The 22,258-nt window shown below is 73.1% G+C and carries 17 protein-coding genes and 2 tRNA genes; 11 read left to right on the top strand and 8 right to left on the bottom strand.

What is annotated here, in order from left to right; all coding sequences use genetic code 11:
- Window positions 1-112 precede the first annotated feature (112 nt).
- Window positions 113-2,716, top strand: a complete 2,604-nt coding sequence (locus tag F4562_RS28875) for an ATP-binding protein (protein WP_184541312.1) — start codon at window positions 113-115, stop codon at window positions 2,714-2,716.
- A gap of 127 nt (window positions 2,717-2,843) precedes the next feature.
- On the opposite strand, the gene F4562_RS28870 is transcribed toward F4562_RS28875, so the two are convergent.
- The 6 genes from F4562_RS28870 to dusB all read right to left on the bottom strand — a co-directional run bounded on the left by F4562_RS28870 (window position 2,844) and on the right by dusB (window position 9,895).
- On the bottom strand, window positions 2,844-4,124 hold the full coding sequence (locus F4562_RS28870; protein ID WP_184541313.1) for an MFS transporter: 1,281 nt from the start codon (window positions 4,122-4,124) through the stop codon (window positions 2,844-2,846).
- Window positions 4,121-5,182 (bottom strand): tetratricopeptide repeat protein, encoded by a 1,062-nt coding sequence (locus tag F4562_RS28865; protein WP_184541314.1) that lies wholly within the window; start codon window positions 5,180-5,182, stop codon window positions 4,121-4,123. Before F4562_RS28865 ends, F4562_RS28870 begins: the two co-directional genes overlap by 4 nt.
- Before the next feature lie 25 nt (window positions 5,183-5,207).
- Window positions 5,208-5,393 carry a hypothetical protein gene (locus tag F4562_RS28860; RefSeq protein WP_184541315.1) on the bottom strand — a complete coding sequence of 62 codons (186 nt, stop codon included), beginning with the start codon at window positions 5,391-5,393 and terminating at the stop codon, window positions 5,208-5,210.
- A 321-nt stretch (window positions 5,394-5,714) separates the two neighbouring features.
- Window positions 5,715-6,686, bottom strand: coding sequence for a TAXI family TRAP transporter solute-binding subunit (locus tag F4562_RS28855; RefSeq protein ID WP_184541316.1), 972 nt, complete (start codon window positions 6,684-6,686; stop codon window positions 5,715-5,717).
- On the bottom strand, window positions 6,683-8,605 hold the full coding sequence (locus F4562_RS28850; protein ID WP_221206902.1) for a TRAP transporter permease: 1,923 nt from the start codon (window positions 8,603-8,605) through the stop codon (window positions 6,683-6,685). The genes F4562_RS28855 and F4562_RS28850 overlap by 4 nt, the downstream gene beginning before the upstream one ends.
- A 168-nt stretch (window positions 8,606-8,773) precedes the next feature.
- On the bottom strand, window positions 8,774-9,895 hold the full coding sequence (dusB, locus tag F4562_RS28845; protein WP_184541317.1) for a tRNA dihydrouridine synthase DusB: 1,122 nt from the start codon (window positions 9,893-9,895) through the stop codon (window positions 8,774-8,776).
- A 93-nt stretch (window positions 9,896-9,988) separates the two neighbouring features.
- Here dusB and F4562_RS28840 point away from each other — a divergent pair, with 93 nt between their 5' ends.
- The 9 genes from F4562_RS28840 to F4562_RS28800 all read left to right on the top strand — a co-directional run bounded on the left by F4562_RS28840 (window position 9,989) and on the right by F4562_RS28800 (window position 19,570).
- Window positions 9,989-10,654 (top strand): ACT domain-containing protein, encoded by a 666-nt coding sequence (locus tag F4562_RS28840; protein ID WP_184541318.1) that lies wholly within the window; start codon window positions 9,989-9,991, stop codon window positions 10,652-10,654.
- A gap of 79 nt (window positions 10,655-10,733) precedes the next feature.
- Window positions 10,734-10,805, top strand: a tRNA-Gly gene (locus F4562_RS28835).
- A 70-nt stretch (window positions 10,806-10,875) separates the two neighbouring features.
- Window positions 10,876-10,950: transfer RNA gene (locus F4562_RS28830), tRNA-Val, on the top strand.
- 372 nt (window positions 10,951-11,322) lie between these two features.
- The gene (locus tag F4562_RS28825) at window positions 11,323-12,231 is read left to right on the top strand and encodes a pentapeptide repeat-containing protein (RefSeq protein WP_184541319.1); all 909 of its coding nucleotides are present in this window, start codon (window positions 11,323-11,325) and stop codon (window positions 12,229-12,231) included.
- A 301-nt stretch (window positions 12,232-12,532) separates the two neighbouring features.
- Window positions 12,533-16,411: a Pls/PosA family non-ribosomal peptide synthetase gene (locus F4562_RS28820; protein WP_184541320.1), complete on the top strand. Its 3,879-nt coding sequence runs from the start codon at window positions 12,533-12,535 to the stop codon at window positions 16,409-16,411.
- Between the two features lie 157 nt (window positions 16,412-16,568).
- Window positions 16,569-17,861 carry a M1 family metallopeptidase gene (locus tag F4562_RS28815; RefSeq protein ID WP_311733976.1) on the top strand — a complete coding sequence of 431 codons (1,293 nt, stop codon included), beginning with the start codon at window positions 16,569-16,571 and terminating at the stop codon, window positions 17,859-17,861.
- A 63-nt stretch (window positions 17,862-17,924) separates the two neighbouring features.
- Entirely contained in the window at window positions 17,925-18,242 is a 318-nt protein-coding gene (locus F4562_RS28810) for an L-rhamnose mutarotase (RefSeq protein ID WP_184541322.1), read from the top strand.
- A 34-nt stretch (window positions 18,243-18,276) separates the two neighbouring features.
- On the top strand, window positions 18,277-18,705 hold the full coding sequence (locus tag F4562_RS28805; protein ID WP_184541323.1) for a ribosomal maturation YjgA family protein: 429 nt from the start codon (window positions 18,277-18,279) through the stop codon (window positions 18,703-18,705).
- A 10-nt stretch (window positions 18,706-18,715) separates the two neighbouring features.
- On the top strand, window positions 18,716-19,570 hold the full coding sequence (locus F4562_RS28800; RefSeq protein ID WP_184541324.1) for an Fpg/Nei family DNA glycosylase: 855 nt from the start codon (window positions 18,716-18,718) through the stop codon (window positions 19,568-19,570).
- Between the two features lie 93 nt (window positions 19,571-19,663).
- Here the strand turns inward: F4562_RS28800 and F4562_RS28795 are convergent, their stop codons facing one another.
- Window positions 19,664-20,518 carry a tryptophan 2,3-dioxygenase gene (locus F4562_RS28795; RefSeq protein ID WP_184541325.1) on the bottom strand — a complete coding sequence of 285 codons (855 nt, stop codon included), beginning with the start codon at window positions 20,516-20,518 and terminating at the stop codon, window positions 19,664-19,666.
- A 142-nt stretch (window positions 20,519-20,660) separates the two neighbouring features.
- Here F4562_RS28795 and F4562_RS28790 point away from each other — a divergent pair, with 142 nt between their 5' ends.
- The gene (locus F4562_RS28790; protein ID WP_184541326.1) at window positions 20,661-21,095 is read left to right on the top strand and encodes an Lrp/AsnC family transcriptional regulator; all 435 of its coding nucleotides are present in this window, start codon (window positions 20,661-20,663) and stop codon (window positions 21,093-21,095) included.
- 24 nt (window positions 21,096-21,119) lie between these two features.
- Here F4562_RS28790 and F4562_RS28785 read toward each other — a convergent pair whose 3' ends face one another.
- Entirely contained in the window at window positions 21,120-22,202 is a 1,083-nt protein-coding gene (locus F4562_RS28785) for an alpha/beta hydrolase (RefSeq protein WP_184541327.1), read from the bottom strand.
- Window positions 22,203-22,258 lie beyond the last annotated feature (56 nt).

Raw genomic sequence — 22,258 nt, 5'->3', positions numbered from 1 at the left:
ATGAGCTCGCGGCCCGGGTCGCGCACGGACTCTTCAACGGCGTCGCGGCGCACGTGGCAGACTGTCCTGCCGCAGTGCTGTCGTTCGTTGCGCCGATCCGTGGATGGTGGGGATGGGGTTGCGTGTTCTCGGCCCTGGGGAGGTCTACGACGGTGGAGGCCCCGTCGAGCCCGGTGAACCGCCCCTGCCCGAGGCACCTGCGCAACAGGCTCTGCGCGGGCGGGAGGACAAGCTCGCGAAGCTGATGACGCTGCCGGACCGGTCCGCGTGGAGCGGGGTGAGCGTCGCCGCGGTGAGCGGCGAACCCGGCATCGGCAAGACCTACCTGCTACGGGCGTTCCGCGACCGTTGCGCCGGCCTCGGCCACGTCGTGCTCTGGGGACGCTGCCCCGACGCGCAGGGGTCACTGCTGCTGTGGCCCTGGATCCAGATCCTGAGCTCGCTCGAACGGTACCACCCGCCCCCGGACCGGGCGGCCCTGGCCGGGCTTCTCGACGACGAGATCCCGGTCGGCCCCACGGACGTGGCGCGGTTCCGCCGCAACCAGGCCGTCGCCCGGTGGCTGGTCTCGGCGGCGCGGGCCCGTCCACTCGTGATCGTCCTGGACGACCTGCACTGGGCCGACCCGGCCTCGCTGGAGCTGCTCGGAGATGTGATCGCGCTGTCCGGCGGGCCCCCGCGGAACGCATCCCTCACCCTGGTCACCGCGTTCCGCGACACGCCGTACGGCACCGGCGTACCCGAGACGCTGAGCCGTCTGGCCCGGTACGACCTCCTGCGTCTCCCGCTGAACGGCCTCGATGTCACGGCCGTGCGGGCCATCGCGGCCGACGTGGGCGGCGAGGTGGACGAACCGACCGCCCGCCGGCTGGTCGAGCGCACCGGCGGAAACCCGTTCTTCGTCCGCGAGAGTGCCCGGTTGCTCGCCCAGGGCCGCACTCTGGACACGGTGCCCGCCGCGGTCGCGGAGGTGATCAGGCAGCGGCTCGCCCCTCTCGGGCCGCGGGTCCGCGAGACGCTCGAGATCGCAGCGGTGGCCGGCCGGGAGTTCTCCCCCGCCGTCGTCGCCGCCGTCGGCCGTGCCCCCGTCCACGACGCGCTGGACCGGGCGGTACGGGCCGGGCTCGTCACCTCCTGCGCCAACCGGATGATCTTCACTCACGATCTCGTCCGTGAGACCCTCCTGCGCGGCATCCCACCGCTTCGCATGGCCGCCCTTCACCACGACGTCATGACCGCCCTGGCCGCCCGGCCCGGCAGCGACATCGCCGCGATCGCCCACCACGCCGTGGAAGCCGGTCCCGGCGCGTACGGGCAAGCGGTCCACTGGGCCAGGGCCGCCGCGGAGCAGGCCGGTCGCCGGCTGGCCTACGAGGACGCGGCCGTCTGGTGGGGCCGGGCCGTCACCGCTCACGACGCGGCCGGCGGCGATCCCGAGACCCACGTCGAGTTGCTGCTGCGGCAGGTGCGTGCCCTCCTGGAGGCGGGGGACGCCCTGGGTGCGCGGCGAGCGCGGGCGGAGGCCGTGCGGGTCGCCGATCTCGCCGGAACGCCCCCGGAGCTGATCGCCCGAGCGCTGGCCGCGCTCGACACCCCCTCGGTCTGGACGCTGCGTGACCCGTACGAGGCCGTGGAGCTCCGGCTCGCGCAGAAGTTCGAGGCCGCGTTGCATGAGCTTCCCGAGGCGGACAGTCCCGAGCGGGCCCGCCTGCTGAGCGGGCTGGCGCAGGAGATGTACGACGGGAGCGACGACCCGCGCCGGAACGCCCTGTCGTCCGAGGCCGTCGCCATGGCCCGCCGGCTCGGCGACCCCCACCTGCTGCTGGCGGTGCTCAACGGGCGGTGCCTGACGCTTCCGACGGTCCCGGCCCACGTCCCCGAGCTACTGGAGATCAACACCGAGATGCTCGACGTGGCCGTACGTACCCGGGCGCCGGGGTTCGAGCTGCTCGCCCTGATGTTCTCCACCCATCTGCGGTTGCAGACCTTCGACGTGGCCGCCGCCGACACGGCCGCCGCGCGCTGCGACACCATGATCCAACAGCTTCGGCTGCCGTGGCCCCGCTTCCAGCACACCATGTGGCGGGGCCTCCGGCTCGCCCTGGACGGCCGGTTCGACGACGCCGAGAGCGTGTACGACGACGCGGAACGCCAGGCCGGACGTATCGGCATGTGGTACGCGGGAGGAGCGGTGGCCATCGGGCGCCTGACGCTCCGTTATCACCGGGGCGGAATGGCCCACGCCCGGCCGTTGCTCGACGCGTTCGCCGGCGTCCAGGACTCCCTGGACCACGACGCGAAGGTCCTGCACCTGTGCGCCGAGGGCCGCGCCGAGGAGGCGCGGCGGCTGGCGGCCGAGGGGTGGCCGGCCCGGATTCCCGACTGGTCGTGGCTGACCATGACCTGCCTGCAGGCGGCCGCGCAGGCCGCCGTCGGCGACCTTCCCGCCTGCCGCGCGAGCTACGCCGAACTGCTGCCGCACAGCGGGCGCCTCACGGTGGGATCCGGGGTGGCCGGCCTGGGGCCCGTCGACTGGTTCCTGGCCCTGCTGGCCTCGGCCACGGGCGACCGGGACACCGCGAGGGGACACCTCACGACGCTGGTACGACTGGCGAGCAGGGCCGGATTGATCTGGTGGCGGGAACGTGCCATGAACGCGGAGAGGTCACTGGGCCGGGGCCTGCCGATCGTTCCCTACCGGTGCGACGGGCGCTGAGCGACCGGTGCGACGGGCACTGAGCGACCGGTGCGACGGGCACTGAGCGACCGGTGCGACGGGCGCTGAGCGGCGGGCCGACCGCGGGGAGCCGGGCGAAGGACGACGACCCGGGCGGCGCGACGGCTCAGGCGGCGGAGGAGGACCGGGCCGGCGCGGCGTCGCCCACCAGGTTCACCGACGCGGGGACGCGACGCTCCAGCCGCAGCACCTGCATCGCGACGAGGCCGAGTACCAGGGCGAGAGCGGCGAACAGTCCCACTCCGTGGCCAGCGCCGAGTGCGACACCCGCCACCCCGGGGCCGATGATCTGACCGCAGGTGCCTGCGAGGGTGTAGGCCCCGTTGTACCGGCCGCGTGTCGCGTCGGACGCGAGGTCGTTGACCAGCGCGGGAATCGTCGGGGACATGAGTGTCTCCCCGACGGCGAACACGATCATCACCACCGTGAACCCGGCCGCGCCCGCCACCCCGCCCCCCAGGAACGCGGTGACCGGTACGGCGGCCCAGGCCACGGCCATCAACCCGGCCGAGAGCGCGAATCCGCGGGTGCGGCGCCGTCCGGCCAGGAGCCGGAGCACCAGGAGCTGGGCCAGCACGACCGTCAACGTGTTCGCCACGAAGGTCAGTTGCAGCTCCGCGGCGTCCAGCCCTCCCGCCTGGGTGGCGAAGATCGGGTAGGCGCTGTAGTACTGCGCGTACCCGCAGGCAAACACCGCCGCCACGCACACGCAGATCCGCAGCAGGACGCGGTCGGCGAGGATCTCCCGGTACCCGCCTCCGGCGGGGACGGGGGCCGGTTCGGGGACGTCCGGCTCTCCGGCGCGGGTGTCCGCCGTCAGCGCGATCAGCACGGCGAAGGCGACGAACGTGGCCGCGTCCAGCGCGTAGATCGCGACGAAGGTCTCCGGTTCGGAGAAGCTGACGAGGAACGCGGCGAGCAGGCTGCCGGCCCCCAGGCCGACGTTGAACACCGCGTGCCGGGCCGCGAACACCTGCGAACGCCTCTCCGCGGGGACCGACGTGCCGAGAATCGTCTGGAAGGACGGCTCGGTGATCGCGACCCCCAGTCCGTACACCCCCGCCGCGAGGAAGCCCTGCCACGCGGACTGGACGGCGATCATTCCGGCGGTGCCGGCGGCGGCCACGACGAGCCCCGCCGCGGCGGGACGCCGCGGGCCGAAACGGTCGGTGAGCAGCCCGCCCAGGGGATTGCCGACCAGCCCCATGACCGCGATCGTCGAGAGGATCGGCCCGGCCACACCGAGTTCGATGCCCCGCACCTGGTGCAGGTAGACGAGGAAGAAGGGCAGCGTGAGCCCGCTGCCGAGCGCGGACACGGCGTCACCGCCGAGAACGAGCCACGCCTGCCGGGGAAGCCGCGGTACCAGTGTGCCTACTGACGTCATTCAGATCTCGATCTCTCCTCGGCGGCGTGTCGTTCACCCGGAGAGCCCGGGATGGCCGCTCGCCGGCATGCTTCAAGGTTGCGCAGGCACGCCCGCCGGACCGGGTGATCCGGCTCCACCAGGTCTCCGAGCAGGGCCGCCGCCCGCGCGAAGATCGGCACGGCCGCCCCGGGCCGGTCGCTCCTCCACACGGCCATCCCGAGGTTGTGCAGGGTCAGGGCCAGCTCCGGATGGGTCTCGCCGAGAACCCTCTGCTTGATCGCGAACACCCGGCGGTACATCGACGCGGCCGCCGCCGGGTCGTTTCGCGCGTATCGGATCGCCGCGAGGTTGTGCAGGGCCGACGCGACCTCGTAGTGGTCGGTGCCCGGCTCCGCCTCGAAGACCGCGAGGGCCTCACGCAGCAGGCCCTCGGCCTCGTCGTCGCGGCCGAGCCCGCACAGGAGCGCGGCGAGTGCGGCCTTGTCCGCGGCGACGCTCGGATGCGCGGGGTCGACGGTCCGCTGCCGTATCTCCACCCCGCGGCGGGCGAAGACCTCACCCCGGGCATGGGTGCCGCGCGCGTGGTTCAGCCCGCCGAGGTTGTGGCAGATGTCCGCCATGAGCGGGTGATCCTCGCCGACCCGCGCCTCGATGATGGTCAGAGCACGGCTGTACGATCTTTCGGCCTCGTCGAAACGTCCGGTGTACTTGTGCAGCACGCCCAGACTGTTGAGGACCCGCGCGGTGATCAGAGAGTCGGGCCCCGCACTCTCCTCGGCGAGCCCCAGCGCCTCGCGGAGCAACGCGTCACAGTCGCGGTAGCGACCCTCGACGCGAAGCCGGTCGGCGCGCTCGACCAGCTCGCGCAGGTGAGCCTCCGGCCCGGGGCCGTCGGCCGTGGCGGAGGGGGTGCCGGCGGGCCCACCGAGCCCTCGGGGAATCCTGCCGAGGTGATCCTTCCCCGGGTGGGGAGGCGTTTCCTCCTCGCGAGGACGCCCTCCCCCCGCGGGAAGACGCGCCTCCCCGGCGTGCATGTACGCCTTCCCGGTTTCGCGCCGCGGGCCGTCGGCCACCATGCACCCCCTGCCGTCACGGATCAGGTCACACGGTCTCGATCAGGGTCTCGTTGTGGTTGAGGCTGAGGCCGGGCTCGTCGTCCAGCAGAGTCTCGTTGTGGTTGAGGCTCAGACCGTCGAGGTACAGCAGGATCTCGTTGTGGTTGAGGCTCAGGCCGGGCTCGTTGTCCAGCAGGATCTCGTTGTGGTTGAGGCTCAGACCGCGTTCCATGGGGTTCTCCCTCTGGAGCGGCTCCGCGTGAGATACGGAACCGGTTGGTTCGGACACGGCCACACTGACTTCTCGTCCTTGTGAAATGATTGGGACATTTGTGACAGTCAGTGGCGGCTGTTGCCGAGGCCAAGCGCGGCGTTGACATCGTCGAACGAGTCCGCGCCGAAATCGGACCGGCGGTTCCCCGCATATCGGTCCTCCGGCCGCCGTCAAGCGGCCACAAGCGGCCTACCGAGCCGGCAGTCCCCCTGACCGGGGGGCTTGCGTGCCGTTTTCGGACCCGGTACCGCCCTGTCACGGGTGCGGGGGAGGCGTCGGTCAGCCGCCGTGGTACTTCCTCGCCCCGTCGTGCAGGGGCACCGGTTCGGTCCTGGACGCGTTGCCGCGGGTGATGTCCTTGGCCGCCGGATGGATCTTCTCCAGGTCCGGCTTACGATCGAACAGCAGCCTGACCAGGCTCTCCGCCAGCGCCGGGTCCATCTTCTGGTGCACGACGAGCAGGTTGGGCACGGAGATCGTGGACACGTCGGCCGGGGTCCCGTAGACGTCCTTGGCGATCGTGCCCGCGGCGTACACCTGGCCGTGGTCGCGCCGCATCGCGGGCAGCACCCCGTCCAGCGGGACGAGGACGACCTCGTCCCCGAGCGAGGTCAGCAGGTCGGTGATACCCGGCGTGGGCAGCCCGCCCGACCAGACCAGGGCGTCCAGATCACCGTCCTTGACCGCCTGGACGCTCTCGGGCAGGCCCAGCGACTGGCGGTCGACGTCCTTGTCCGGGTCGAGACCGGCCGCCCGCAGCAGGCGCAGCGCGATCACCTCGGTGCCGGAGTTCGGCGAGCCGGTGGAGACCCGCCTGCCCCGCAGGTCGGCCACGGACCTCACTCCCGACGCGGTGGTGGCGACCACCTGGGTGTGGTTGTCGTACAGGCGGGCGATCGCGCGGATCGGCTGCGGCGCGGTGAAGGCGCCCGTGCCCGCGACGGCGTCGGCGGCGGAGTCGGCCAGGGTGAAGGCGATGTCGGAGTCACCCCGCACGATCCGCTGGATGTTCTCCACCGAGGCGCCGGTCGCCTCGGCCGTGGCCTGGTATCCGGGGAGGTTCCTGCCGATCTGTTCGGCCAGCCCGCCGCCCAGGACGTAGTAGACGCCGGTGGTGTTGCCGGTGGCGATCGACAGCCGCCCGCCCCCGGCGGTCCGGTCCGCACTCCGGTCCGCCGACCGGTCGCCGCCGCAGCCGCCCAGGAACAGCACCGCCGCGGCCAGCAGGACGGTCATCCGTCTTCCGGTCATGACAACGCCTCTCTTCTTCGTACCAGCAGATGGAGAAAGACGGCCAGGATCAGGACACCCGCCCCGGCGAGCACGGGCAGCGGGGACAGAAACAGCAGCAGCACCGCGGCCACCCCGCACAGCGCCCGCTCTGCGGCCCCCGCCGGGCCGAGCAGCCACCCTCCGGTGGCGGCGGCGAGTGCGGCGACCGCGAGGGACGAGACCGCGGTGGCCGTCAGGATCTCCGCGGGCGTGCCCTGGGCCAGCAGCGCCGAACCGCCCGGGGTCAGCACGAAGGCGAAGGGCACCAGGAACGCCGGCAGCGTGTACTTCCAGGTGGCCATCATGGTCCGGTAGGCGTTGCCGCCGGTGATGGCCGAGGCGGCGAAGGCCGACAGCGCCGTGGGCGGGCTGACCTCCGACAGCACGGCGTAGTAGAAGATGAACAGGTACGCCTCGGCCTGGCTGACGCCGAGGTTCGCCAGCGCGGGCCCGATGATGACGGCGGCGATCACGAAGGACGCGGTCACCGGTACGGCGAGGCCGAGCACCAGCACCGCCGCCGCGCACAGCAGCGCCGTGACCGCGAGGATCCCGCCCGAGACGCCGACGATCAGGGAACTCGCCTTGAGGCCCAGCCCGGTGAGCGTGACCACCGCGACGATCAACCCGGCGGCGGCGCAGGTCGCCGCGACCGGAAGCACCCCCGTGGCGCCCGCCGCCAGAGCGCGCGCCGCCCGGCGCGGGGTGAGGGCGTGCTCGCGGTCGAGGAAGGAGAGCGCGACGGCCAGCAGCGTCGCGTACACCACCGCCCGGAACGGTGACTGCCCCAGCGCCATCAGCGCGATGATCACGAACAGTGAGCTGAAGTGGTAGCCGAACCGTCCGACCAGCGGCCGGAACCGCGGCGCGTCCACCTCGACCGGCCGGGTGCCGTACTTGCGGGCGTCGATCTCGATCGCCAGGAAGACGCCCAGGTAGTACAGAACGGTGGGGATGGTGGCGTAGAGCAGGACGGTGAGGTAGCTCACCCGCATGTACTCGGCGATGATGAACGCGGCGGCGCCCAGCGTCGGAGGCGACAGGATGGCCCCGATGCCCGCCGCCGCCAGCACTCCCCCGCCCTGCTCGGGCGGGTAGCCCGCCCGGCGCAGGATCGGCCAGGCGACGCTGCCCACGCTGACCGTCGTCGCGACACCCGACCCGCTGACGGTGCCGAGCAGGAAGCCGGCCATGGTGACCGTGCGGCCCGGCGCCGAACGTGAGCGGCGGAACGCGGCCAGGGAGACGTCCACGAAGAACCGGCCCGCCCCGGAGTGGTCGAGAACCGCCCCGTAGACGGTAAACAGGATGATGTACGTGGCCGCCACGTCCAGCGGCACGCCGTACACGCCGTCGGTGCCCATGACGAACGAGGCGATGATCCGGTCGGCGTCGTAGCCGCGGTGCCCGACCGCCCAGTCGAAGGGCAGGTGACCGCCGTAGTAGGCGTAGGCGGCGAAGGCGAGGCAGACCGCGGGCAGGATCCAGCCGACGGTGCGGCGGCAGGCCTCCAGGATCAGCAGCACGATGACCGCCCCGGCGGCCATGTCGAGGGCCGTCGGGGCGAACGCGCGCCGGATGAAGTCGTCGAAGACGACCAGCGGGTAGAGGCAGGCCGCGAACGACAGCGCGGCCAGTGCCCAGTCGGCGGCGCCCGGCCGGTCGGTGCCGCGCCGGCGGGGCTTGTAGCAGACGAAGGTGAGCGGCAGCACGACCGCGAGGAAGAGCATCCGGTACGGCAGCACGGAGCCGGGCCGGAAGGCGTGGTAGAGCACGTAGAGCGAGAGCCCCAGGGCCACCAGGGTGACGGCTCCCGCCACCCGGCCGTCCAGGCGGCGGGCGGGCCGCTCCGCGTCGAACTCCGCGATCAACTCGTCCGCTGCTGTGGTGCCCGTCAAGTGCCGTCTCCACGTGTGAGCCCCGACGTCTGACGGATCATTACCCGCGAGGCTGACCCACGCCAGTCAGGTCGCGGTCACGGTCTGGTTACATCGTTCTCACGGAGAGCACCGGGCACACGGGGAACACCGGCCACGCGAGGCGGCGCGCCGGTCTACGGCGGCGGGTCAGCCGCCCGAAGTGTCGAGTTCGGCGTCGGCGGACGGGACGGCGAGGTCGTACGGATCGTCCAGCCAGCCGGCCGGCAGGTGGACGCGGTCACGGGAGTGGGTCTTGCCGCGGGGGGCGTCGACGCCGTCGGGCCACGGCTGGGCGGGGTCGAGCTCGGCGAGACCCTCGCGCAGCCCGGCGAGGGTCTCCGCGGTGGCCAGGCGGCGGCGGAGCTCGGCGCCGACGGTGAAGCCCTTGAGATACCAGCCGACGTGCTTGCGGAAGTCGGCCACCGCGTGCGGTTCGCTGCCGAAGCACTCGGCCAGCAGGGTGGCGTGCCGGTCCATGGTGGCGGCCACCTCCCCCAGCAGGGGGCGGCGGCGCTCGGCGCTCCCCTCGCACATGGCCGCCAGGTCGGCGAACAGCCAGGGGCGTCCCAGGCAGCCCCGGCCGACGACGACGCCGTCACAGCCGGTCAGGTCCATCATCCGGCGGGCGTCGCCGGCGCTCCAGATGTCGCCGTTGCCGAGCACCGGGATCTCCGTCACGCTCTCCTTCAGCCGGGCGATCGCCTCCCAGTCGGCGACGCCCCCGTAGTGCTGGATCGCGGTGCGCCCGTGCAGCGCGATCGCCGAGATCCCCTCCTCCACGGCGATCCGGCCGGCGTCCAGGTAGGTCAGGTGGTCGTCGTCGATGCCCTTGCGCATCTTCACCGTGACGGGGAGCGTGCCGGCGTTGCGCACCGCCTCGCGCAGGATGGCGCGGAACAGGTGGCGCTTGTACGGCAGGGCGGAACCGCCGCCCCGGCGGGTCACCTTGGGCACCGGGCAGCCGAAGTTGAGGTCGACATGGTCGGCCAGGTCCTCTTCGACGATCATACGGACGGCCCTGCCGACGGTCGCCGGGTCGATCCCGTAGAGCTGGATGCTGCGGGGCTTCTCGTCCGGCCCGAACCGGATCATCGTGAGCGTCTTGGCGTTGCGTTCCACCAGCGCCCGCGTGGTGATCATCTCGCAGACGAACAGGCCGCCGCCCTGCTCCCGGCAGAGGGTGCGGAACGGCGCGTTGGTGATCCCCGCCATCGGCGCGAGGACGACCGGCGGCCACACCTCCAGGGCTCCCAGCTTCAACGACTCCACCCGGTTTTTCTACCGCACCGCGGGCGGCCGGACGAATCCACCGCTGGGTATGGTGTCCCTGACCTAGCCGAACGTGGAACGGGAGGCTCGCGGATGCTCCTGCGGCTGCGGATCACACTGCCCGACGAACCGGGCTCCCTGGGAAAGGTGACCCGGGCCCTCGGCACGGCCGGGGCCGACATCACCCAGGTGGTGGTCCTCGACCGGGGCGGAGGCCGCGCGCTGGACGACATCACCGTCTACTGGCCCAACACGGCGCCGCGCGAACCCCTGCTGGAGGAGCTGGGGAGCGTGCCGGGCGTGGTGGTGGAGGGCGTGTGGAGCACCCGCGAGGCACCGGGCACCTACCCCGAGCTGGAGATCCTCAAGTACATCACCACGGCGGGCGACCGTGCCCTCGCCACCCTGATCGACTCCATGCCGGTGCTGTTCAGCGCCGACTGGGCCGCGGCGGCGACCGAGAGGACACCGCGTGCGATCGTGCACTCCAGCTGGCGTGCCCCCGAGGAGGTGCCGTTCCCCGACGACACCCCGGCCCGGCCCACCGCGTCCACCCTCCCCTCCGGCCTGCACGTGATCGCCGCCCCGCTGCCGCCGCTGGCCCTGACGTTCCTGCTGGCCCGCGCCGACGGCCCGGCCTTCCACCGGATGGAGGTGCACCGCCTCACCCGGATCCTGGAGATCTTCCTGACCCTTCCCGCGGTCGAGCGCAGCGTCGCCCGCCAGCTCCGCCGCCAGACCGAGCAGGCCGGTGGTTGAACGCGCGGTTACGCAAGCACTCGGAAAACCCGCTAGAGTTCTCTCGTCGCCACCGGGAGCGAAACCCGGAGGAAGACACGCGGAAGTGGCTCAGTGGTAGAGCATCACCTTGCCAAGGTGAGGGTCGCGGGTTCGAATCCCGTCTTCCGCTCGAAGGCCCTTCAGGGCCTCACTCCGCCGGGATGACCGGATGTGGGCCACCGCCCCCAGGTCTCCGGCTCGGACGATTAGCTCAGCGGGAGAGCGCTTCCCTGACACGGAAGAGGTCACTGGTTCAATCCCAGTATCGTCCACCACGCTCCACAGCAGACCAGGCCCGACCTGGTCAAGCAGGAGGCAAAGCCCCAGCTCACGGCACGCGCCGCGAGGCTGGGGCTTCTTGTCGTCCCGGGTCGATCACCGATGTCGTCGGCACCGGTGCCGACGTTGTGCCGACCCGCGACAACCGGACGCGGCGGACGCCGAAAGCGAGATCCCCGACCTGAGCGCCGCGACTCGCGACGACTGCGCGATCTTCGGCCCGGGGCTCGACCTCTCGCCGGTTGGCCGTAACCTCGGAGTGCCGGACGACGCCCTCCGGCCCCGCCCCGTACCGGGCACTCCCGCCGTGCCGCACGACCTGCCGTACCGAGCGGTGATGCCCGACCCGTGAGAGGAGACCACGCACGTTGTCCGGGAAGCACGACCACGCCGAACCCGTCCCCGGTGGCGAGCGGTCCGACCTGCGGGCCGACTGCGGGAGCTGCTTCGGGCTGTGCTGTGTGGCGCTGCCCTTCGCGGCCTCGGCGGACTTCGCGATCGACAAGGACGCCGGGCGGCCGTGTCCCAACCTCCAGTCCGACTTCCGCTGCGGCATCCACCGGGACCTCAGGCAGCGGGGCTTCTCGGGCTGCACGGTCTACGACTGTTTCGGCGCGGGGCAGAAGGTCTCCCAGGTCACCTTCGGCGGACAGGACTGGCGGCGGGCCCCGGGCACCGCGAAGCAGATGTTCGCGGTGTTCCCCGTCATGCGGCAGCTCCACGAGCTGCTCTGGTACCTGGCAGAGGCGTTGACCCTGCCACCGGCTCGACCGATCCACGACGAGATCCGCCTCGCGCTCGACGAGACCGAACGCCTCACCCGCAACGACCCCGGCGCTCTGCTGGAGGTGGACGTGGCGGCGCACCGGCAGGAGGTCAACGCGTTGCTGCTGCGCACCAGCGAACTCGTCCGGGCGGGGGCCGGGCAACGCAAGAAGGACCGCAGGGGCGCCGACCTCATCGGAGCCAGGCTAAGAGGCGCCGACCTCGGCGGCGCCGACCTCAGGGGGGCGTACCTCATCGGGGCCGACCTGCGGGGAGCCGACCTGAGGTCGGCCGACCTCATCGGAGCCGACCTGCGGGGAGCCGATCTCAGCGGCGCCGACCTCACCGGGAGCATCTTCCTCACCCAGCCGCAGCTCAACTCGGCGAAGGGCGACGCCGCCACGAGGCTGCCGTCTTCGCTCACTCGTCCGGCGCACTGGCCGGACTCGGCCGCTCCCACCGCGGCACCCGCTCCTTCCCGGCCCCGGCGGAGGACCGCCCGCCGGAGATGACGCCGGGCGGAGGAGACGCCGGGCGACGCCGAGGTTCCCGGACGGAGTCGCCCCGGGCAGGGGCACGCCTCCCGGGCGGTGGGCGGACCGCCGGCCCGCGACCCGGTCGCCTCTCGCGGACGTGACCGGAGTCTTCCCGGGCGGCGAGAGGAGTGGATCATGGCAGCTCAACCGGCGGAACGAGTGGATCACGGTGGTGAGCAGGGTTAACCCGACGTATCCGGACGTGTGCGGAAACCGTTAACCCTGTGCACGTAGGCTGTCCCGGGGCCGGAGCGGCCTTTCGTACAGGGGGAAGATCGTGATTTCGTCACCGGCCGACACCGAGGCACCGACGCGAGCGCTGCTGCTGGGAGGCCGCGCACCGCAGGCCAGAACCCTGCTCGACATCCTCGACCGGACCGTCCGGGACCACCCCCACGCTCTCGCTCTCGACGACGGGCGGACCCGTCTCGACTACACCGGCCTACGGGACGAGGCCGGGCGGCTGGCCCTGGAACTGCGGGAGGCGGGCGTCGGACGCGGTGACCGGGTCGGGGTGCGGATCCCGTCGGGCAGCGTCGGCCTGTACGTCGCGATCATCGCCGTCCTCACCGCCGGTGCCGCCTACGTCCCGGTGGACGCCGACGATCCGGAGGAACGGGCCGAGCTGGTCTTCGGCGAGGCCGGCGTGCGCGCGGTCATCGGCGACGGCGGGAAGATCGTCCCTTACGACCTCGGTGTCCTCCCTCCCGGTGGCCCGGCAGCCCCCGCGGGCAACGGTGCCGACCGCCAGGCGGGGCCGGAGGACGGGCGGGTCAGGCCGGAGGACGACGCGTGGATCATCTTCACCTCCGGGTCCACCGGCAAGCCCAAGGGCGTGGCGGTGACGCACCGCAACGCGGCGGCGTTCGTGGACGCGGAGGCGCGGATCTTCCTCACCCGGGAGCCGCTCGGCCCCGGCGACCGGGTGCTGGCCGGGCTGTCGGTGGCCTTCGACGCCTCCTGCGAGGAGATGTGGCTGGCCTGGCGGCACGGCGCCTGCCTGGTCCCCGCGCCCCGGGCGCTGGTGCGGACCGGCATGGACCTCGGGCCGTGGCTCATGGAGATGGGCATCACGGTGGTGTCGACGGTGCCGACCCTGGCCGCGCTCTGGCCGGTGGAGACGCTCGACGACGTACGGCTGCTGATCTTCGGCGGTGAGGCGTGCCCGCCCGAGCTGGCCGAACGTCTGGCCGTGCCGGGGCGGGAGGTGTGGAACACCTACGGTCCGACCGAGGCGACGGTCGTGGCGTGCGCGGCGCCGCTGACCGGTGAGGGACCGGTGCGGATCGGACTGCCGCTGGCCGGCTGGGACCTGGCGGTCGTCGGCGCGGACGGCGGACCGGTGGCCATGGGTGAGACGGGTGAGCTGGTCATCGGCGGGGCCGGGCTGGCCCGGTACCTCGACCCGGTCAAGGACGCCGAGAAGTACGCCCCGCTGGAGTCCCTCGGCTGGGAGCGGGCCTACCGCAGCGGCGACCTGGTGCGGGCCGAGCCGGAGGGGCTGCTCTTCGTCGGGCGGGCGGACGAGCAGATCAAGCTCGGCGGACGCAGGATCGAGCTGGGCGAGGTGGACGCGGCGCTGCGGGCCCTTCCGGGGGTCGCCGGGGCGGCCGCGGCGGTCCGCACGACCGGCGGCGGGCACCAACTCCTGGTCGGCTACGTCGTACCGGGCGAGGACTTCGACCAGGCCGACGCCAGGGACCGGCTCCGCGAGAGCCTGCCCGCCGCGCTGGTCCCGCGGATCGCGCTGGTGGACGACCTGCCCACGCGCACCTCCGGGAAGATCGACCGGGACGCCCTGCCGTGGCCGCTCGCCGAGAAGGCCGACCCGGCCGGGGACACGGTGCCCGGCGTCGACCCGTGGGTGGCGGAGCGCTGGCTGGACATCCTCGGCGGCGTCGAGGGCGACTTCTTCGCCGAGGGCGGCACGAGCCTCGCCGCGGCCCGGCTGGTCTCGGCGCTGCGGGCCCGGTATCCGGCGGTCACCGTCGGCGACGTCTACGACCACCCGACGCTGCCCCGGCTCGCCGAGCACCTGTCCGCGCTGGACGCCCCGGAGGTGGCGACGACCGACCGGGTCGTCACGCCGATGCCGCGCCGTGCGGCGCTGGCGCAGGCGGCGCTCACCGTGCCGCTGCTCAGCGCCGGCGCGCTGCGCTGGGTGGTCGCGCTGGCCGCGCTCGGCAACCTGGCGGGTCCGGCCTGGGCACCGGCCGTCTCGTGGTGGTGGGTGCTGGCCGGCGCGCTGCTGTTCGTCTCCCCCGCCGGGCGGATCGCGCTGGCGGCGGGCGCCGCCCGGCTGCTGCTGCGCGGGCTGAGACCCGGCACGTACCCCCGCGGCGGGGGCACGCATCTGCGGCTCTGGTTCGCCGAGCAGCTCGCCGAACGGCTGGGCGTGGGCGAGATGGCCTGCGCTCCGTGGCTCACCCACTACGCGCGGGCGCTCGGCGCCCAGGTCGGCGACGACGCGGACCTGCACTCGATGCCGCCGGTCACCGGGATGCTCAAGCTGGGCAGGTACGCGGCGGTCGAGCCGGAGGTCGACCTGGGCGGCTACTGGATCGACGGTGACCGGGTGCACGTCGGCGAGATCAAGATCGGGGCCTCGGCCACGGTCGGGGCCAGGACGACGCTGTTCCCCGGCGCGCGGATCGGCAAGAACGCCCAGGTGGCGCCCGGTTCGGCGGTGGCGGGTCCGATCCCGTCCGGGGAGCGCTGGGCGGGCGTGCCGGCCAGCCGGATGGGCAAGGCCCGTCAGACGCCCGGTGAGCGGCCGCCGCGTTCGCGGGTCTGGGCGGGGGTCTACGGCCTGTCCGCGCAGGTGATCGGCCTCGTCCCGGTGATCGCGGCGCTGCCCGCCCTGGCCGTGCTGCCGGACGGCACGCCGTCCCTGGCCGGTGTCCTGGCCCGGGTGCCCGCGGCCACCGTCGTCTGGACGGCCTGTCTGGCGTTGCTGACCGTCGTCTCGGTGCGGCTGCTGGCCGTCGGCCTGCACGCGGGCCAGCACCCGGTGCACAGCCGCCAGGCGTGGCAGGCGTGGGCGACGGGCCTGCTGATGTCGATGGCGCGGGTGTGGCTGTTCCCGCTGTACGCGAGCACTCTCACCCCCGCCTGGCTGCGGGCGCTGGGGATGAGGGTCGGCCGGGACGTGGAGCTGTCCACGGTGCTGGCGCTGCCGTCGATGACCTCCGTCGGCGACGGCGCCTTCCTCGCCGACGACACGATGGTGGCCCCGTACGAGCTGGAGGGCGGGCGGCTGCGGGTGGATCACGTGCGGATCGGCAAGCGGGCGTTCCTCGGCAACTCGGGGATGACCGCGCCGGGCCGCAAGGTGCCCAAGGACGGCCTGGTGGCGGTGTTGTCGGCTGCGCCGAAGAAGGCCAAGGCCGGTTCGTCGTACCTGGGCATGCCTCCGGTGGAGCTGCGCCGGGCGACCGAGGAGGTCGATCGCGGCCGGACCTACGACCCGCCGCCACGGCTGCGGGTCGCCCGCGCCGCCGTCGAGGTGTGCCGGATCATCCCGGTGATGTGCACGGTCGCGGTGGCCGTGCTCGTGGTGGCGGCCGTGAGGTGGCTGGCCGAAGCGTACGGGTTCGCCGCGGCGGCGGCGCTGTCGGGCGTGGCGGTGCTCGGCGGCGGGGTGCTCGCCGCGTCGGTCGCCACCGCGGCCAAGTGGGCGTTGGTCGGCCGGATCGCGGTGGGCGACCGGCCGCTGTGGAGCTCGTTCGTGTGGCGCAACGAGCTGGCCGACACCTTCGTGGAGGTGCTGGCCGCCCCCTGGTTCGCGCAGCGCTGGCTGGGGACGGCGCCGCTGAACCTGTGGCTGCGTTCGCTCGGCGCGCGCGTGGGCCGCGGCGTGTGGTGCGAGACCTACTGGCTGCCGGAGATCGACCTGGTCTCCCTGGGCGACGGCGCGACGGTGAACCGGGGCTGCGTGCTGCAGACCCACCTGTTCCACGACCGGGTCATGAGCGTCGACACCGTGACCCTGGACCGGGGGGCGACGCTCGGCCCGCACGGGGTGGTCCTGCCCGCGGCGGCGATCGGGGAGAACACCACGGTCGGCCCGGCCTCACTGGTGATGCGCGGCGAGTCCGTGCCGGCCGGGACCCGCTGGTTCGGCAACCCGATCGCGGCGTGGACCGCGGGAGGCTGACCCGGCGAGAATGGGACCGGCACCGGACACCCGCCGCAGAGGCCGGCCCGGCGAGAACGGGACCGGCACCGGGTATCCCATCGCGGAGGCCGGCCCGGCGAGAATGGGACCGGCACCGGACATCCCGTGGCACCGGACATCACAGAGGAAATCCAGCGTGGTTCTGAGCACGACCCCTGCCCCACGGCTCTACTTCCCCACGCACGGCGACGACGGTTACCGGGTGGCGCACTACGACCTCTCCCTCGACTACCGGATCGGCCCGAACCGCCTGGGCGGGGTCGCGCGCATCTCGGCGGTGGCGCTCCGGCCGCTGACCCGGCTCGCCCTGGATCTGGGGGCGTTCCGGGTGAGCGCGGTGCTGGTCGACGGCGTAGGCGTGCGCTTCACCCACCGTGACGGCAAGCTTCACCTGGCGCCGCTGCGGCTGTGGCCGGGCACGTTCACGATCGAGGTGCGCTACGCGGGCACGCCCCGGCCGGTGAACAGCCACTGGGGCGGGCTCGGCTGGGAGCAGCTGACCGACGGCGTCATCGTGGCCAGCCAGCCGATCGGCGCCCCGTCGTGGTTCCCGTGCAACGACCGGCCCGACGACAAGGCCTCCTACCGGTTCTCGGTGACCGCCGCCTCGGCGTACCAGGTGATCGCCAACGGCGAGCCCGTCTCCCGACGGCGGGCGGCGTCGGCGACCACCTGGGTGTACGAGCAGCGCGAGCCGATGGCCGCCTACCTGGCGAGTGTGCAGATCGGCCGCTACCAGCTGGCGGAACCGGCCCCGGGGATGCGCCTGGCGTTCCCCGCCCGGCACGCCTCGCGGGTGCGGCACGACTTCGAGCGGCAGGCCCGGATGATGGAGGTCTTCGGCGAGCGGTTCGGGCCCTACCCGTTCGGGTCGTACACCGTCGTGGTCGTGGACGACGAGCTGGAGATCCCGGTCGAGGCGCAGGGCATGTCGATCTTCGGCAGGAACCACGTGGACGGCAGGCGGGGCGAGGAGCGGCTGGTCGCCCACGAGCTGGCCCACCAGTGGTTCGGCAACAGCCTGACGGTGGCCGACTGGCGCGGCATCTGGCTGCACGAGGGGTTCGCCACCTACGCGGAGTGGATCTGGTCGGAGGTCTCCGGCGGCCTGTCATCCGATGATCACGCGCTTCGCTGGCATCGCAGGCTCGCGGCGCTCCCACAGAACTTCGTCCTCGCCGATCCCGGCCCGCGGCGCCTGTTCGACGACCGCGTCTACAAACGCGGCGCGCTCACCCTGCACGCGCTCCGGCGCACCATGGGTGACGACGCGTTCTTCGCGCTGCTCCGCGAGTGGACGGCCGGGCACAGGCACGGGACCGTCACCACCGAGGCGTTCACCGCGCTGGCCGCGCGCCGCACCACCGCCGCGGTGGACGGGCTGTTCTCCGCCTGGCTGCACGACACCCGCCTGCCCGCGCTGCCCTGACCCGCCCCGGCACATACATCGGACCACTGCTATAACGGTCTACGACGTCAACGGAGGTACGGCATGCGCGTCGCGTTGCACACCCGGCTCAAGCCGGGCAGGGAGTCGGAGTACGAGCAGGCGCACCGACAGGTGCCCGCCGAGCTGGTGGAGGCCATCAAGAAGGGTGGCGCGCACGAGTGGACGATCTGGCGCAGCGGCCAGGACCTGTTCCACGTGATCGAGTGTGACGACTACGAGGCGCTGCTGTCGTCCCTGGCCGACCTGCCGGTGAACATCGCCTGGCAGGCCCGGATGACGGAGATGCTGGAGGTCACGCACGACTACTCGCAGGAGGGGGCGGGCAAGGGCCTGCCGGTGGCCTGGAAGCTCCCCTCCTGACCCCGTTCCGGCCGGTGATCGCTATTGTGGGCGGGTGTCGCCCGTTCTCCGTACCCGCCTGCTCGCCGCGCTGACGGCGTGCCTGACCGTCGCCGCCGGGCTGACGGTCCGCGCGGTCACCGGCGGCTGGTTCGGCAAGTACGCGGGCGACGCCCTCTACACCGTGCTGGTCTACGCGCTGATCGTGTTCCTGCTGCCCCGCCTGTCACCATCCCGGGTGGCGCTCGGGGCCCTCGCCTTCAGCTGGGCGGTCGAGTTCGCCCAGCTGACGCCGGTGCCCGCGGCGCTGTCGGAGGTGAGCGTCGTGGCCCGGCTGGTGCTCGGCAGCACGTTCGGCGCGGCCGACCTGGTGGCGTACGCGGCCGGGGCGGCCTTCGCCGCCGCGGTCCACACCCCGTTGCGGCGCCGCCGGCCGGGACGGCCGGTCGAGGTCCCGCCGGGCACCGGCGGACGCCCCGTATGATGTGCGGGCCATGCCTGAAGGACACACCATCCATCGTCTCGCCGCCGAGCATCGCCGGGCGTTCGCCGGCCGGACCGTGCGCGCCGAGAGCCCGCAGGGCAGGTTCGCCGCCGGAGCGCTGCTGATCGACGGCCGGGTGCTCGTGGAGGCCGACGCCCACGGCAAGCACCTGCTGCTCGGTTTCGACGACGAGCGGTGGCTCCACATCCACCTGGGCATCTACGGCAAGTACACCTTCGGCCCGCTGCCCGCGCCCGCGCCGACGGGCGCCGTCCGGCTGCGCCTGAGCGCCACCGGAGAGCCCGGGGAGACCGGGGAGACCGGGGAGCCGGGCAAGCCCGGCGAGTACGCCGACCTGCGCGGCCCCAACGTCTGCGAGCTGCTCGACCCGGTCGGGAAGAAGGCGCTGCACACCAGGCTGGGGCCCGACCCGTTGCGCGCGGACGCCGACCCCGAGTCGGCATGGCGGCGGATCAGCCGCAGCCGCGCCTCGATCGGCGTGCTGCTGATGGACCAGTCGGTCGTCGCCGGGGTGGGCAACATCTACCGGGCGGAGGCGCTGTTCCGGCAGGGCGTCGATCCGTCGCGTCGCGGGTGCGACCTGGGCCGCGAGCGGTGGGCGGCGATCTGGGCGGACCTGGTGGAGCTGATGGCCGAGGGCGTGCGGGTGGGCCGGATCGACACGGTCAGGCCGGAGCACACCCCTGAGGCGATGGGCCGCCCGCCCCGCGTCGACGATCACGGCGGCGAGGTGTACGTCTACCGGCGCTCCGCCCTGCCGTGCTTGCTGTGCGGCACCGAGGTCCGCACCGAGGTGCTCGCCGGACGCAACCTCTTCTGGTGCCCGGCCTGCCAGACCGGCTGACGGCCCCGGACCGGCTGACGGGCCGCGTCCGGGGTGTCGCATCGGGGTGCGGGCGGCGCCGCCGGAACGGGCCGGACGGCACTCCCCGGGGTGTCACATCAAGGTGCGGGCGGTCCAGAGTTCGGGGAAGACCTGCCGCCGCATGCTGCGCTCCAGCCAGCTCAGGCCGTTCGACCCACCGGAGCCCGGCTTGGCGCCCATCGAGCGGCGTACCGCCATCACGTGCCGGTAGCGCCAGTCGGAGAACTGCTCGGCCAGGTCGGTCAGCGCCTCGGCCAGCGGTGCCAGCGGCCCGGCGTACACCTCGGCCCAGACCTTCTCGACCGCGGGGTCCGGCTCGTACTCGGTGACGGGGTCGCGTTCCAGCACGGCCCGGGGAATCGGGTATCCGGCGCGGGCGAGGAAGGCGAGGACGGAGTCGTACAGGCTCGGCCGGTGCAGCGCCTCCACGAGCTCCCGGTGGGCCCTGGGGTTGCGGCGGTGCGGCCGGATGAGCGCCTCGGACTTGTTGCCCAGCAGGAACTCCACGTGGCGGTAGAGCGCCGACTGGAAGCCGGACCCCTCGCCGAGGGCGTCGCGGAAGCCGTTGAACTGGGCGGGGGTGAGCCAGCTCAGCGACGCCCACGCGGCGTTGAGCGCCTGGAAGTGGCGGACCGTGCGCCGGATCGTCTGGGTCGCGGCGGAGGCGTCGTCCGCGTCGAGCTGCCGCTGGGCGAGCAGCCACTCCGAACGGAGCAGCCCGAAGTACAGCTCCATCACCTGGGTGGTCACCAGGAACGAGAGCTCCTCGGGGACGTCGGTCACGGGGCGCTGAAGCTGGTGCAGCACCTCGGTGCCCACGTAGTCGTCGTACGGGGTGGTGGCGTCGAACGCCAGCGTGGGCAGTCCTTCGTTGGCCTCGGCCCGAGCCCTGCGGTCCTGCTCGGTGAGCTGCCTGATGCCGGTCATCGTTTCTCCTCCGCGTGTTTCCCTTCCATCGTGGCCTGGAGGCACCGACACCTGAATGATGAAGTAACGGCACTTCACCGGTTTCGCCTTCAGAATGGCATGCGATCGGGCAGAACGACTTAATTCATGACGGAGAGTGACAATGGATGCGATGGACTGGGCGCTGCTGGCCGAGTTGCAGGCCGACGCGCGCCTGTCGTACAGCGAGCTCTCCCGGCGGGTGCACCTGTCGGCTCCGGCGGTGGCCGAGCGGGTGCGGCGGCTGGAGGAGACCGGCGTGATCACCGGTTACCACGCCCACGTCGACCCGGCGCTCGCCGGGCGTGGGGTGGCCGCACTGATCAGGATGTCGTGTTACGGGCCGCGCTGTGTGCTGCGCGACGAGCAGGCGCTGGCCTGGCCGGAGATCCTGGAGGTGCACCGGGTGACCGGCGACACCTGCTGCCTGCTGCGGGTGGCCGCCTCCTCGATGGCGGCCTTCGAGGAGCTGATCGACCGTCTCGCGCCGTACGGCCACCCGTCGAGCATGATGGTGCTCTCCAGCCCCGTCCCGTGGCGTCCGCTGTCGCCCTCCTGAGCCCGGCGGCCCGGCCGTCGGCGGTCAGGGGAGGAAACGGTCGGCGATCACCCCGGCGGTGGCGCGCCAGATCGGCGAGGCGGGGTCGATGACGTCGAAGTGGTCGCCGGACATCTCCAGGTACGTCACCTCGTCGCCGGCGGTCCGGGCGGCCCGCGCGTAGCGGCGGCCGAAGTCGACCAGGTCGAGGTCGTCGCCGCCGCCCTGCACGATGAGCTGCGGCACCCCCAGGGGAAGGCGTTCCAGCGGCCCGGACCTCCGGTAGACCTCGGGCGTCCCGGCGGCGGACCCGCCGAGGGCCGCGGCGACCGCACCCGAGCTCAGGTGCCGCAGGTCCCCCTCGACCAGGTCGAGCACCCCGGCCAGGGAGACCGCCAGGCAGACCCGGGGGTCGTCGGCGGCGGCGCGCAGGGCGAGCTGCCCGCCGGCCGAGTGGCCGATCACGATGACCGGGCCGCCGCTCTCCTCGGCCACCAGGGCGACCCCGTCGGCGACGTCCCGGGTGGTCGCGGCCCAGCCGTGCAGGTCGGGGCGGCGGTATTCGAGGTTCCAGGCCGCGAACCCCCGCTCGGCCAGGTCGACGCAGAGGGCGTCCATCAGGTCCGCACCCCAGACGGAACGCCAGTAGCCGCCGTGCAGCAGCACCACGGCGGGCACCCGCCCCGCGCTCTCCCCCGGCGGGCGTGTCTCGGCCCACTGGTCGGGGTGCTCACCGTAGGCGACTCTGCGCGCGGGCCGGCGCAGCCGGTGCACGGCGTGCCTGATCGCCCACGTCAGGCCCCAGACCCCCCGCCCGTGCAGGTGGGTGCCCGCCGTCCCGTCCGCGGGCGCGGGGAGCGGGGCGTCGGACCGGGTGAGATCGAGCCAGACCACGCCGGGGTGCTCGGCCGCGAGGCTCCTGGCCCCGGGGTCGGGTCCGGGCAGGGCGACCACCGCCCCGGGGAGGACGAGCGCGGCCCGGAAGGCGGCGAGGTCGGGGGCCGGCGTCACCGTGCCGGTGACGCCGAGGGCCGCGAACTCCCGGTCGGCCACCTCGGTGAGCAGCCTCAGGTCGGCCACGAGGCCGGGACCGGTGACCACGAGCACGGCGGGGTTCGGAGGGGTCATCCGATCATTGTGCGGCACGCCGGGGCACCGCCTCGTTTCGGTACCCCGGGAAACGG

The sequence above is a fragment of the Streptosporangium becharense genome (assembly GCF_014204985.1).
Taxonomy (GTDB): domain Bacteria; phylum Actinomycetota; class Actinomycetes; order Streptosporangiales; family Streptosporangiaceae; genus Streptosporangium; species Streptosporangium becharense.
Note: the sequence above shows the minus strand (reverse complement) of the source record. Positions and strands in the feature narration are given on the sequence as shown.

Coding starts and splice junctions, on each gene's coding strand:
- F4562_RS28800 (WP_184541324.1), top strand. CDS start 18,716: ATGCCTGAAGGACACACCATCCATCGTCTCGCCGCCGAGCATCGCCGG.
- F4562_RS28810 (WP_184541322.1), top strand. CDS start 17,925: ATGCGCGTCGCGTTGCACACCCGGCTCAAGCCGGGCAGGGAGTCGGAG.
- F4562_RS28870 (WP_184541313.1), bottom strand. CDS start 4,124: ATGACGTCAGTAGGCACACTGGTACCGCGGCTTCCCCGGCAGGCGTGG.
- F4562_RS28860 (WP_184541315.1), bottom strand. CDS start 5,393: ATGGAACGCGGTCTGAGCCTCAACCACAACGAGATCCTGCTGGACAAC.
- F4562_RS28875 (WP_184541312.1), top strand. CDS start 113: ATGGGGTTGCGTGTTCTCGGCCCTGGGGAGGTCTACGACGGTGGAGGC.
- F4562_RS28855 (WP_184541316.1), bottom strand. CDS start 6,686: ATGACCGGAAGACGGATGACCGTCCTGCTGGCCGCGGCGGTGCTGTTC.
- F4562_RS28785 (WP_184541327.1), bottom strand. CDS start 22,202: ATGACCCCTCCGAACCCCGCCGTGCTCGTGGTCACCGGTCCCGGCCTC.
- F4562_RS28795 (WP_184541325.1), bottom strand. CDS start 20,518: ATGACCGGCATCAGGCAGCTCACCGAGCAGGACCGCAGGGCTCGGGCC.
- F4562_RS28790 (WP_184541326.1), top strand. CDS start 20,661: ATGGATGCGATGGACTGGGCGCTGCTGGCCGAGTTGCAGGCCGACGCG.
- F4562_RS28865 (WP_184541314.1), bottom strand. CDS start 5,182: ATGGTGGCCGACGGCCCGCGGCGCGAAACCGGGAAGGCGTACATGCAC.
- F4562_RS28840 (WP_184541318.1), top strand. CDS start 9,989: ATGCTCCTGCGGCTGCGGATCACACTGCCCGACGAACCGGGCTCCCTG.